Annotated in this window: 12 protein-coding genes; 9 read left to right on the forward strand and 3 right to left on the reverse strand. The window is 68.3% G+C overall.

The features are described 5' to 3' along the window. Nucleotides 1-40 precede the first annotated feature (40 nt). Nucleotides 41-1,222 (reverse strand): ROK family protein, encoded by a 1,182-nt coding sequence (locus ABD255_RS07460; RefSeq protein ID WP_344211214.1) that lies wholly within the window; start codon nucleotides 1,220-1,222, stop codon nucleotides 41-43. A 137-nt stretch (nucleotides 1,223-1,359) separates the two neighbouring features. Between ABD255_RS07460 and ABD255_RS07465 the strand changes: the two genes are divergently transcribed. From ABD255_RS07465 to ABD255_RS07500, 8 genes are all read left to right on the forward strand, one after another. Continuing rightward, entirely contained in the window at nucleotides 1,360-2,583 is a 1,224-nt protein-coding gene (locus ABD255_RS07465; RefSeq protein ID WP_344211215.1) for an ROK family protein, read from the forward strand. Beyond that, nucleotides 2,580-3,563, forward strand: coding sequence for a carbohydrate ABC transporter permease (locus ABD255_RS07470; protein WP_344211217.1), 984 nt, complete (start codon nucleotides 2,580-2,582; stop codon nucleotides 3,561-3,563). The genes ABD255_RS07465 and ABD255_RS07470 overlap by 4 nt, the downstream gene beginning before the upstream one ends. Further along, on the forward strand, nucleotides 3,556-4,380 hold the full coding sequence (locus ABD255_RS07475; protein WP_344211219.1) for a carbohydrate ABC transporter permease: 825 nt from the start codon (nucleotides 3,556-3,558) through the stop codon (nucleotides 4,378-4,380). Before ABD255_RS07470 ends, ABD255_RS07475 begins: the two co-directional genes overlap by 8 nt. A 28-nt stretch (nucleotides 4,381-4,408) precedes the next feature. Further along, nucleotides 4,409-5,659: an ABC transporter substrate-binding protein gene (locus ABD255_RS07480; protein ID WP_344211221.1), complete on the forward strand. Its 1,251-nt coding sequence runs from the start codon at nucleotides 4,409-4,411 to the stop codon at nucleotides 5,657-5,659. Then, entirely contained in the window at nucleotides 5,656-6,807 is a 1,152-nt protein-coding gene (locus tag ABD255_RS07485) for a glycoside hydrolase family 15 protein (RefSeq protein WP_344211223.1), read from the forward strand. The genes ABD255_RS07480 and ABD255_RS07485 overlap by 4 nt, the downstream gene beginning before the upstream one ends. Next, a complete protein-coding gene (locus ABD255_RS07490; protein ID WP_344211225.1) occupies nucleotides 6,807-8,978 on the forward strand; it encodes a glycoside hydrolase family 31 protein in 2,172 nt (723 codons plus the stop codon). The genes ABD255_RS07485 and ABD255_RS07490 overlap by 1 nt, the downstream gene beginning before the upstream one ends. Nucleotides 8,979-9,097: 119 nt before the next feature. Next, on the forward strand, nucleotides 9,098-9,508 hold the full coding sequence (locus ABD255_RS07495; protein ID WP_344211227.1) for an ArsR/SmtB family transcription factor: 411 nt from the start codon (nucleotides 9,098-9,100) through the stop codon (nucleotides 9,506-9,508). A gap of 122 nt (nucleotides 9,509-9,630) precedes the next feature. Then, a complete protein-coding gene (locus ABD255_RS07500; RefSeq protein ID WP_344211229.1) occupies nucleotides 9,631-10,581 on the forward strand; it encodes a cation diffusion facilitator family transporter in 951 nt (316 codons plus the stop codon). Here the strand turns inward: ABD255_RS07500 and ABD255_RS07505 are convergent. Beyond that, nucleotides 10,535-11,041, reverse strand: a complete 507-nt coding sequence (locus ABD255_RS07505) for a GNAT family N-acetyltransferase (protein WP_344211231.1) — start codon at nucleotides 11,039-11,041, stop codon at nucleotides 10,535-10,537. The two genes, ABD255_RS07500 and ABD255_RS07505, sit on opposite strands and share 47 nt — an antisense overlap. A gap of 86 nt (nucleotides 11,042-11,127) precedes the next feature. On the opposite strand from ABD255_RS07505, the gene ABD255_RS07510 reads away from it, so the two are divergent. Beyond that, nucleotides 11,128-11,403, forward strand: coding sequence for a DUF1905 domain-containing protein (locus ABD255_RS07510; protein ID WP_344211233.1), 276 nt, complete (start codon nucleotides 11,128-11,130; stop codon nucleotides 11,401-11,403). Here the strand turns inward: ABD255_RS07510 and ABD255_RS07515 are convergent. After that, a complete protein-coding gene (locus tag ABD255_RS07515; RefSeq protein WP_344211235.1) occupies nucleotides 11,400-12,251 on the reverse strand; it encodes an SDR family NAD(P)-dependent oxidoreductase in 852 nt (283 codons plus the stop codon). The two genes, ABD255_RS07510 and ABD255_RS07515, sit on opposite strands and share 4 nt — an antisense overlap. Nucleotides 12,252-12,267 lie beyond the last annotated feature (16 nt).

Consider the following 12,267-nt stretch of genomic DNA (forward strand, 5'->3'; position numbering starts at 1 on the left):
CGGGTGGTCAGGCGGCGGGTGGTCAGGCGGAGCGGACTGATCAGGCGGAGCGGGTGGTGAGTGACGGGCGGTTGGCTTCGTCCGGGCGGAGATTGGGCTGGAACAGCTCGGCCAGGAACAGGCCTGCGGCGCCTTGCGCCCAGGCTTCGTCGTCCCAGTCGTCCACGACGACCTCCAGATCCTGCTGGAGTCCGTCGAACACGGCCCGGCGGAGGGCGTCGTCGAAGCCGGGCAGCAGCAGTTCGCCCGCCCGCGTCCCCTCCCCGGCGAGAACGATCAGCTTCGGGTTCAACAGGTTGACCAGATTGCCGACGGCCGTCCCCAGCGTCCGGCCGACTTGATCGAAGACGGCCCGGGCGGCCTCGTCGCCGCCGCGGGCCAGGTCCATCGCTTGCTCGATGGAGGACGTGCTCGTGTTCTCCAGGATGGCGGGTTCGCCGATGAACGTTTCCAGGCAGCCCCGACCGCCACACGCACACGGCGGGCCGTCGGCGGCGACCTTGGTGTGGCCGAACTCGCCCGCGCCACCACCGGCACCGCGGTACAGGCGGCCGTCGAGCACCATGCCGAGTCCGACACCGCGCCCGATGCTGACCACCGCGACGTCGGACACCCCGCGGCCCGCGCCGAACCACTGCTCGTTGGCCACCAGTGTGTTGACGTCGTTGTCCACCACGACCGGCAACCCGGTGCGCTTCTCCAGCAGTCCGGCGAGGTCGACGTCGTGCCAGTCGGAGTACGTGGAGTGCCGGACGACCCCGCTGGCCCGGTCGATCACGCCGGCCAGGCCGACGCCCACGCCGTACACCGGACCGGCCTTGGCCGACAGCTTCCTGACCACCGCGGCCACCGTCCGTACGACGGTGGCGACGTCGTCCTCGGTGACCGTCACCGTCGCCCGCTCCACGATCCCCGCGTTGAGGTCCGTGAGCACGGCGATGACACGGGTCTCGGTCAGCTTGATCCCGATCACGTAGCCGGCGTCGGGCTTCAGCCCGAGCAGCACGGGCCTCCTGCCGCCCCCGGAGGACGCGGTCTCCCGCTCCTCGACGACGCCGGTGCGGATCAGTTCGCTCACGATCTCCGACACGGTCGGCAGGCTCAGCCCGGTCCGCTTGGCCAGCTCCGTCCGGGACACCAGCCCGCCGCGGAGCTCCCCGAGCACCAGCGACGAATTGATCTCCCGGATCAGTTCCTTGCTACCGACTCTGACCGGCTGCACTACCCACCGCCCTTACTAAGGTCACCGAAGGAAGTGACCGGAAGCTAACCCCGCCGTCCGGCGCACGTCAACAGTTCGGCCTCTTGACAGGTCGGCGCCGCGGGCTTAGTTTCTGACTAAATTTAGTGCTGAAGTAAGTGAGGAAACGCGTGGTCAACGCCCAAGGTCCGATTCCCCGGGGCGATCTGGTCCCCTCGGGGGTGGTCGGGTTGCTCGGGACGCAGGGGCCCACGTCGCGGGCGGAGATCGCCCGGGCGCTCGGGTTGAGCCCGGCGACCGTCACCCAGGTGACCAAGGACCTGATCGCGCGGGGGCTGGTCGAGGAGTTGGAGTCGGTGCCGTCCAAGGGCGGACGGCCGGCCCGGTTGCTCGGACTGGTGACCGATGCGGGGGTCGCGCTGGGAGCCAAGGTCACCGCGGACCACGTCGCCGTGGTGACGGTCGAACTGGACGGGACCGTGCGCTCGTCGACCGAGCACGGGTACGACCCGACCGCCGGCGACGCGATCCCCCGACTCGGGCAGATCCTCGCCAAGGAGATCGCCGAACTCGACGACCGCCTGCTCGGGGTGGGCGTCGGCGTACCGGGGGCGGTGGACTCGCAGGCGTCCGGGGTCGTCGACGCACCCACGCTCGGCTGGCAGTCCGCGCAGGTCGGGCCGAGTCTGCGCGCTGCCCTCGGAACACCCGTTCTGGTCGACAACGACGTCAACACCCTGGCCGCGGCCGAGCGGCTCTACGGGATCGGCCGGGCCCACTCGGCGTACCTGGTCGTCACGATCGGGCGCGGGATCGGCTGCGGCATCGTCGTCGACGGCGGCATCTACCGCGGTGCCAACGGCGGTGCCGGGGAGATCGGGCACATTCCGGTCTGGGCCGCCGACGACACCGACCTGCCGCCCTGCACCTGCGGTTCGACCGGCTGCCTGGAGGCGTACATCGGGGCCGCGGGCATCGTCCGCACCGCCCGCGCCCGGAAGGTGATCGGGCCGCGCGGCACGTTGCCCACCTTGTTGCGCGCGGCAACCACTGGCGACAGTACGGCACGGATGATCTTCGCTGAGGCCGGCGGGATGCTCGGACGGGCACTGGCCGGCGTGATCCACACCGTCGACCCCGAGGTGGTCGTACTGATGGGTGAGGGAGTTGACGGATGGGAGTTCTGGCAGACCGGCTTCGAGCCGTCGTTCCGGCGATCGTTGCTGCCGGCCCGCCGAGAGGTGCCGGTCGTGGTGGAGCCGTGGACGGAGGACCAGTGGGCCCGCGGGGCCGCGTCGCTGGTGCTGACGTCCCCGTTCGACTCAGCCGGCAACGGCGGCGAACAAAGCCGCCTGGTCCGCGCCCGAATGGGCACCCGATGAACAAGGTGGAGGTCGAGCCGGTGAAGACCGCCGAGGCGACGGCGGACGCTGCCCAGGACCGCCCAGCCCAGCACCGGACGGTGCGAGCGGGCTCGGTCCGCCGACGTCCGCGCAGCTGGAAGAACTTCGGGTGGGTGCTGTTCTTCCTGCTGCCCAGTGCGATTCCGCTGTTCATCTTCACGCTGGTGCCGATGGTCTCTTCGCTCTGGGTCAGTCTGCACAAGTGGAACCTGATCTCTCCGATGGAGTGGGTCGGGTTCAGCAACTACACCAACCTGCTCAGCGACGAGATGACCCGCCGCGTCTTCCTGCACACCCTGATCTACGTGGCCGGCTACCTCCCGCTCGTGTACGTCGGCGGGCTGGCCCTGGCGCTCGCGCTAAACCAGAAGCTGAGGGGCCGCTCCTTCCTACGCGCGACGTACTTCCTCCCCGTGGTGACGAGCTGGGTCGTCGTCGCCCTGGTCTGGAAATGGCTGCTCAACCCCACGAACGGCCTGGTCAACCAGATGCTCGGCGCGATCGGCCTGCCCGAGCCGGGTTGGTGGACCGACCCGCAGTGGGCGCTGCCGGCGGTGATCCTGTCGTCGGCCTGGAAGGACCTCGGCTTCGTGATGGTGATCCTGCTCGCCGGCCTCCAGGCCATCCCCGCGGACCTCTACGAGGCGGCGAAGGTGGACGGCTCGAGCGCCTGGCAGCGGTTCTGGCGGGTCACGCTGCCGCTGTTGTCCCCGTCGACCTTCTTCGTGGTGGTGATCTCCCTGATCAACGGTTTCCAGGTCTTCGACCAGGTCTACGTGATGACGGCCGGCGGACCGGCCGGGTCGAGCCAGGTGGTCGTCGGGCAGATCTACGACCTGACCTTCCGCTACGGGCGCGCCGGTGAGGCGTCCGCTCTCTCGTGGATCCTGTTCGCGGTCATCCTGGTGATCACCGTCGTCCAGATCCGCGGCCAGCGCCGGTGGGTGCACTATGCGTGACACCCGCTCGCTCCCCGCCAAGATCGCCCTGTACGCCGCCGTCCTGGTCGGCGCCGCGATCATGCTGTTCCCGTTCCTCTGGACGGTGATCACCTCGATCACCCCGGAGGGATCGCTGGCCGACGGCCCGAAACTGGTCGTCGACGATCCCACCCTGGACGCCTACCGGACGCTGCTCGACGCGATCCCGATGTGGCGGATCATGCTGAACTCCCTCGGCATCGCGATCGCGTCCACGCTGCTGCAACTGATCACCGGCTCGATGGCGGCGTACGGGTTCGCCCGGTTGCACTTCCCGCTGAAGAACGTCGTGTTCGGGTTCTACCTGGCCACCTTGATGGTGCCGCTGCAGGTGCTCGTCGTGCCGCTGTTCATCGAGATGAAGACGCTGAACCTGCAGGACACGTACTTCGCCCTGCTGGCCCCGACGATCGCGTCGGCGTTCGGGGTGTTCCTGCTCCGGCAGGCGGTCACCGCCGTACCGCTGGAACTGGACGAGGCGGCCACCATCGACGGCGCGGGTCATCTGCGCATCTTCACCACCATCGTGCTGCCACTGATCCGGCCCGCGCTCGCGACCGTCGCGGTGTTCGCCTTCATGGGCAGCTGGAACAGCTTCCTCTGGCCGCTGGTGGTGATCAGGTCGCCGGAGTTCATGACGCTCCCGCTCGGCCTGTCCACCCTGCAGGGCCAGTTCACCACCCAGTGGGACGTCGTGATGGCGGGCTCCGTCGTCTCGATCGTGCCGATCGCCATCGTGTACCTGCTCGCGCAGCGCCACATCATCGCCGGTGTCGCACACACCGGTATCAAGTGAGGGCCAGCATCCAATGAAAGAGGGCATCATGCGTCTACTCAAGTTCGGGGCGATCGGCCTGACCGCCGCGCTCGGCCTGACCGCCTGCGGGCAGGGATCGGCAACCAAGGAGGCAGCGGCGCCGGAGGGCAAGTCCGTCGTCCGCTACATGAACTTCTCCTCCAACGACGGCCACGAGAAGGACCTGACGGCGATCGTCAACGCCTTCCAGACCGCCAACCCGAACATCACCGTCCAGGTCGAGACGGTGCCGTACGCGGACTACTTCACCAAGCTGCAGACCTCGGTGGCCGGCGGCACCGCGGCCGACGCGTTCGAGCTGAACTACGAGAACTTCGTCACCTACGCCAAGAACGGCTCGCTGGCCGAACTGAAGGACGTGGACGGCTCGGTCTACAAGAAGTCCCTGTACGAGGCCTTCAACTCCGACGGCAAGCAGTACGGCGTACCGGAGTCGTTCTCCAACGTCGTGCTGTTCTACAACAAGGCGCTCTTCAAGAAGGCCGGGGTGGCCGAGCCGACCGCGGAGTGGACCTGGAAGGACGAGCAGGCCGCGGCGGCGAAGCTGACCGACAAGGGCGCCAAGGTCTGGGGTGACTACCAGCCGGTGTCGTACAACGAGTTCTACAAGGTGCTCGCGCAGAACGGCGGCGAGTTCCTCAACGCCGACCGGACCGAGGCGACCTTCAACTCGCCGCAGGGTGTCGAGGCGGCCAAGTTCCTGATCGACAAGGTCGGCAAGTCGATGCCGACCGAGGCCGACGGCGCCGGTACCCCGGACTTCGACTCGAAGCTGTTCAAGTCCGGCAAGCTGGCGATGTGGCACACCGGAATCTGGATGTTCTCCGCGATGGCCGACGCGCCGTTCGAGTGGGACGTCGTGGTCGAGCCGGGCAACACCAAGAAGGCGTCCGCGATGTTCGTCAACGGCCTGGTCGTCTCGGCCGCGTCCAAGAACGCCGAGGCCGCGCAGAAGTGGATCACCTTCCTGGCCTCGTCCGACGACACCACCAAGACCCGGCTGGCGACCTCGTGGGAGCTCCCGCCGGTGGCCGACGAGGCGAAGCTGGCGCCGTACCTGGACCAGAAGAAGCCGGCCAACCGCAAGGCCGTGTTCACCGCGCTCGAGGAGACCGTGCTGCCGCCGGTGATCGAGCGTCAGCAGGAGATGCAGGACCTGGTCACCCAGGAACTCACCTCCGCCGCGGCCGGGCGCAAGCCGGTCGAGAAGGCGCTTGCCGATGCCCAGACCAAGGTCAACGGCCTGCTGAAAAAGTGAAGGACCCGATGATCTCCACCGCCGCCCCAGATCTGCAGGAACTCACCCGGTTGCGTGCGCTGGCAGCCCACAGCCACGCCGTCATCACCGCGCACCAGGATGCCGGTGGCGCGTATCCCGCGGCGCCGACGTTCTCGGCGTACAAGGGTTACGCGTGGCTGCGGGACGGCTCGTTCACGGCCGAAGGCATCTCCCGGTACGGCGATGTCACCTCGGCCGGGCGGTTCCACGACTGGGTGGACGGCGTACTGCGTCGTCGCCGCGCGCAGGTGGACGACCTGCGGGCGGCGCTCGCCCGGGGTGAGGTGCCGTCGAACGAGGCGATGCTGCCGACCAGGTTCACCTTCGACGGTGAGGACGGGTCGGATCCGTGGTGGGACTTCCAGACCGACGGGTACGGCATGTGGCTGTGGTCCGTCGTCACTCACGCGGCGCGGCACGGTTTGGATCTGGAGCGGTGGCGGGCGGGGATCGACGTGGCGGTCGACTACCTGGTCGCCTTCTGGGATCGGCCTTGCTACGACTGGTGGGAGGAGCATGTCGAGCACCGGCACGTCTCCACGCTCGGCGCGATCCACGGCGGGTTGGTTGCCGTCGGCACCTGTGAGGCACTGCGCTCGGCGCCGTGGTCCGCGGCGGCGTTGAAGGTTGCCGCGGACATCCGCTCGCTGGTGAACACCGAGGGGATCGTCGACGGGCACCTGGTCAAGTGGCTCGGGAGTTCCGCCGTCGACGGGTCGTTGCCGGCCTGCGTCGTTCCGTTCGGTCTGGTTGCCCCGGACGACGACCTGGCCGCGATGACGAGGGCGGCGGTGGCGAAGGACCTCGACTTCGACGGCGGCGTGCACCGGTTCACCGCGGACGTGTTCTACGGCGGTGGACAGTGGATCCTGCTTTCCGCCCTGCTCGGCTGGAACCTGGCCGTGGCCGGGGACACCGCCGGGGCGCTTCGGCACCTGCGGTGGATCGCCGAACAAGCCGACGACCACGGCGATCTGCCCGAACAGGTCCCCCACCACCTGCTGCACCCCGGCTCCCGCGACGAGTGGATCGCCCGCTGGGGAACCGTGGCCAGCCCGCTGCTCTGGTCCCACGGCATGTACCTGATCCTCGCCGACGAACTCGGCATCACCGACAAGGACGCCTGATGCTCACGCACCGCCCGTACGGGATCGAACACCCCTACGCCGCCTCCCCCGACCAGCGGGTCCCGGCTTTGCCGCTGACCGGCGAATCTGTTCGTCTAGGGGTGGTGGTGACCGGCGAGGTCGACCGGGTGGTGTGTGAGTGGGGCTCCCTCGAACTCGCGATGGAGCCGACCAGCGCCGCAGCCGCCGACGCCGCCGCGCTCGCAGGCGGCGAAGGCCACCTCAGCGAAGCCCAAGCCAAGTCCCTCGGTGCCGATGGCGCCTGGTCGCTGAAGACGCCACCTGTCACCGAGCCAGTGAAGTACCGCTTCCATGCACAGGGCGCCGGAGGCTCGGAGACAACTGAATGGTTTGAGGTTTCGCCTGCGTCCTGGGTGTCCACCGGTGGTGAAGTGCGGGGTGGTGAGGGGCGGGTCAACGAGGTCGAGTGGCTTGTTTCTGCTGAGCGGGTGCATCGGGCGCGGTTCTCGTTTGGGTTGGGGGCTGGGGATCACCTGGTGGGGTTCGGGGAGCGGTATGACTCGCTGGATCAGCGGGGGCGGGCGCTTGATGCGGTGGTGTTCGAGCAGTACAAGTCGCAAGGGGTGCACGGTCGGACGTATCTGCCGATGCCGTTCGCGCATGTGGTGGACGAGTCGGGCCGCGGCTGGGGATTCCACGTGCGGACGTCGCGGCGTACCTGGTACTCGTCGGATGAGAGCACGCTGACGGTGGAAGTTGCTCTGGGCGACGAGCCGGTGGTTGACCTGGGCATCTACGAGGGGTCGGCGACCGAAGTACTCAAGGAGTTTCTGGACGAGGTCGGGCGGGCCGAGGAGCTCCCCGCGTGGGTGTTCCGGTTGTGGGCCTCGGGCAACGAGTGGAACACGCAGGAACTGGTGATGGCGCGGATGGACGCGCACCGCGACCTGGCGATTCCGGTCGGCGCGGTGGTGATCGAGGCGTGGAGCGACGAAGAGGGAATCACCATCTGGCGGGACGCGCGGTACGAGGTGACCGCCGACGGCAGCGCGCACCGGGCGAGCGACTTCGAGTATCGCCCGGACGGCGCGTGGCCGGATCCGAAGGCGATGATCGACGAACTGCACGCCCGCGGCATCAAGGTGATCCTGTGGCAGATCCCGTTGCAGAAGACGGAGTTCGACACCGGCCAGGTCGCGGCCGACGCCGAGGCGATGGTGCGGGACGGGCACGCAGTACTGGAGGCCGACGGTACGGCGTACCACAACCGTGGCTGGTGGTTCCCGAAGGCGCTGATGCCCGACCTGTCGGTGCAGCGGACCCGCGACTGGTGGACCGAGAAGCGGCGCTACCTGGTCGAGGACCTGGACGTGGACGGCTTCAAGACCGACGGCGGCGAGCACGCCTGGGGACACGACCTCGTCTACGCCGACGGCAAACTCGGTGACGAGGGCAACAACCTGTACCCGGTCCACTACGCCCGCACGTTCGGCGACCTGCTCCGATCGGCCGGCAAAGCGCCGGTCACCTTCTCGCGATCAGGGTTCACCGGATCGCAGGCACACGGCATCTACTGGGCCGGCGACGAGGACTCGACCTGGGAGGCCTTCCGCTCCTCGGTGACCGCGGGCCTGACGGCCGCCTCGTGCGGAATCGTCTACTGGGGTTGGGATCTGGCCGGCTTCTCCGGTCCCGTCCCCGACGCCGAACTCTACCTCCGCGCCGCCGCCGCGTCGGTGTTCATGCCGATCATGCAGTACCACTCGGAGTTCAACCACCACCAACTCCCCCTCCGCGACCGCACCCCGTGGCACGTCGCCGAGACGACCGGCGACGACCGCGTCATCCCCCTGTTCCGCACGTACGCCGACCTCCGCGAACGCCTGGTCCCCTACCTGACCTCCCAGGCGGCCAAGACCATCACCACCGACCGCCCCCTGATGCGCCCGCTGTTCTTCGACCACCCGACCGACCCCGAGATCTGGAACCACCCCCACCAGTACTTCCTCGGCGACGCCCTCCTCGTCAACCCAGTGCTCGAACCCGGCGCCACCACCTGGACGACGTACCTCCCCGACGGCGACTGGATCGACATCTGGACCGGCAAGCCAGTCCCACCCGGCCTCACCACCCGCGAGGTCCCCCTGGAAATCGTCCCGGTCTACTGCCGCACCGCCAACTGGCCGGAGATCGCCGACCTCTTCGCCTGATCACTGCACGCATATGCGACCTGGTCACATATGCCGATTAAGACCGTCATCGACGGTTATGAGCTACAGCTCGTCACCGGCGACTCGCTAAGGGGCGCCCGATCGGATACCGTTGACGTATGAAGAGTTCTGCAGATGTGCAAACACCTGCCGCGATCGACTCCTGCAATGTGCGGCTGGTTGATCCTGAGCGGGTGGAGGCCGTCAATGCCAGGATGCCTTCGGAGCAGGATGTCGTCGATACGGCCGATGTGTTCGGGCTGCTCGGGGATCCGCGGCGGCTGAAGTTGCTGGTCGCGCTGCTGGACGGCGAACTGTGCGTCTGCGATCTCGCCGCGGTGACGGGGATGAGCGAGTCCGCGACGTCCCATGCGCTGCGACTTCTTCGCGCTCATCGGGTCGTCTCGGTGCGCCGTGACGGGCGGATGGCGTACTACCGGCTGGATGACGCGCATGTGCGGATGCTTGTCGATCTTGCCGTCACTCACACCGAACACACCGATGCCATTCACCCGGAGCGCACCAAGTGACCGCCGGCAACGGCCGCGCACCGGGCCAGAAAGCGGCTCACAGCCGCAAACCCAGCCAGGCAGTCGGTCACAGCCAGGCGCTCGACCAGGCAGCTGGCCATGGGCACGGACACGGTCACGCGGTGAGTGCTGATTCCGACCGGAAGTTGCTGAGTGGCGCGCTCGTGTTGATCCTGGCGTTCATGGCGGCCGAGGTGGTCGTCGGGTTCGCGGCCGGTTCGCTGGCGCTGATCACCGACGCGGCGCACATGCTCACCGACGCGGCCGCGATCGCCCTCGCGCTGGTGGCGATCCGGCTGTCCGCGCGGCCACCGGCGGGCGGCTTCACCTACGGGCTGAAGCGGGTCGAGATCCTGTCGGCGCAGGCCAACGGGATCACCTTGCTGCTGCTGGCGGCGTTCTTCGTCTACGAGGCGATCAGCCGGCTGATCCACCCGCCCGAGGTCGAGGGCGTGCTGGTGCTGATCACCGGTGTCGTCGGCATCGGGGTGAATCTGATCGCGACCTGGCTGATCAGCCGGGCGAACCGGTCGAGCCTGAACGTCGAGGGCGCCTACCAGCACATCCTGAACGACCTGTTCGCCTTCATCGCGACCGCCGTCGCCGGTCTGGTCGTGCTGCTCACCGGCTTCGCCCGGGCCGACTCGATCGCCGCGATGATCGTCGCCGCCCTGATGCTGAAGGCGGGCATCGGCCTGGTCCGCGACTCGGGCCGGATCTTCCTCGAGGCAGCACCCGCGGGGCTCGATCCGGCCTCGGTCGGCGCCGAGTTGTGCGCAGTACCGGGGGTGGTCGAGGTGCACGACCTGCACGTCTGGGAGATCACGTCGGGTGAGCCTGCCGCGTCAGCGCACATCCTGGTTCGCGAGGGGCTGGACTGCCACCAGATCCGGAGCGAGATCGAAGCCCTGCTGGCCGATAGGCATCACCTGACGCATTCGACGCTCCAGGTCGACCACGCGTCGGCCGACGTGGAGGCCGCGCACTGCAGCGACGCGCACGGCGAGGTCCACCGACCGGTCGAGGTCAAAGCCGCTGGATCAGAATCTGACCAGGCCATACCGAGCCATTAGCCGGTACTGCGAACTGCTCCGCGCGGGTGAAGCCCTGCTTCTCGTAGTACCGGATCAGGGCGCCGTCGCCACCGCCGAAGCAGTCGACGCGGAGCAGGCCGACGCCGAGCCCGCGAGCCAGCGAGCGCGCGTGGTCCAGCAGGTCGGTGCCGATGCCGCTCCCCTTGGCCGCGCGGTCCGTCACCAGCAACCGGACGTACAACTCCGGCTCGGTGGCGGGTGGAACGTAGGGCATCGCCGCCCCGACCGCCAGCGCGCCGACCACCCGACCGTCCGATTCCGCGACCCACAGACCGTCGTCGGCGAAAGCGGTGATCTGCTCGACCCGTCGCGGGTTGGTGGAGTGCGGCTCGGTCCCCCACTGGTCCCTCCGGCCCTGCGCCACCAACCACTCGGTCGCGCCGTCCAGCAGCCGTAGTACCGCGTCCACATCGCCCCGTGCCCCGCGCCGAATTTCCACCTCAGAAAAATAGCGCGGGCCTGTCGAAGACCCGATGGTGGCTTCTACGTACCGGGTGAAGGCACTCTGGACACCAGGAGGACACCATGAGCACCAAGCTGGACAAGAAGTTCACCGCACCGCTGCTGCAGAGCCCGGCCAAGGGCGGCTGGACCTATGTACAGATGCCGGGCTCCGCCGAGTACTTCGGCACCCGCGGCCTGGTCAAGGTCCGCGGCACGATGGACGGTCACCCCTTCGAAAGCTCCTTCATGGCGCTCGGCGACGGCACCCACAAACTCCCCGTCAAAGCCGGCCTCCGCACCCTGATCGGCAAGGACCCCGGCGAAGAGATCACCGTCCATCTCCACGAACGCCTCTAACTTGGCCAGACGAAGGCGGGGTCGCGGAGATAGTCGTCCCGCCTGCCTTCGAGGGCCATCCGGACCATGTCGTGGGCTCCGGTGCCGATGATCTTGCGGAGCGGCGGGTTCGGGTCGTCGAGCAGGGCGAGAAGGGCCTCCGCGGCGACTCTCGGGGACTCCTCGGTCGAAGGTTCGGCGCCGGCTGCTTCCACCATCTCCTTGGTGGGATAGCCCGACATGCCGAGGATCGACGTACGGGTCCCGTCGTAGGCGGGATCGGCGGTGGTGAACTGCATGCTGGCGCCGGCCCAGTCGGTCGCGAAACCGCCCAACTGCAGCAGATGGACGCCGATGCCGAGCGGCGCGACCTCCTCGGCGAGTGCGGCGCTCAGTCCTTCGAGCGCCCACTTGGTGGCGTTGTAGGCGCCGAACAGCGGCAGATGCCCGACCGCGCCCACGCTGGAGACCTGCACGATCTTGCCGGACCCGCGAGCCCGCAGGTGCGGCAGTACCGCCTGAGTGACCCAGACCGCGCCGAACAGGTTCACGTCGAACTGCGCCCGGATCTCCTCCTCCGACAACTCCTCGATCGCCCCGACCAGGCCGTAGCCGGCGTTGTTCACGACGACATCCGGAGTACCGACCGTCGCCACGACCTCGTCGACGACCCGCTCCACCTCACCCCGTACTGCGACGTCGAGCCGGCGCGGCAGGAGCCGATCACCGTGCTTCTTGACCAGGTCGTCCAGTACCCCGTCGCGGCGCACGGTCGCGACCACCCGGTCGCCCTGCTCCAGCGCGACCTCGGTGAAGGCCCGGCCGAGCCCCCGGCCCGCTCCGGTGATGAACCACAGTCGTTCGGTCATGGCGGCGACCCCTTCG

Source organism: Kribbella sancticallisti (assembly GCF_039530625.1).
Lineage (GTDB): Bacteria > Actinomycetota > Actinomycetes > Propionibacteriales > Kribbellaceae > Kribbella > Kribbella sancticallisti.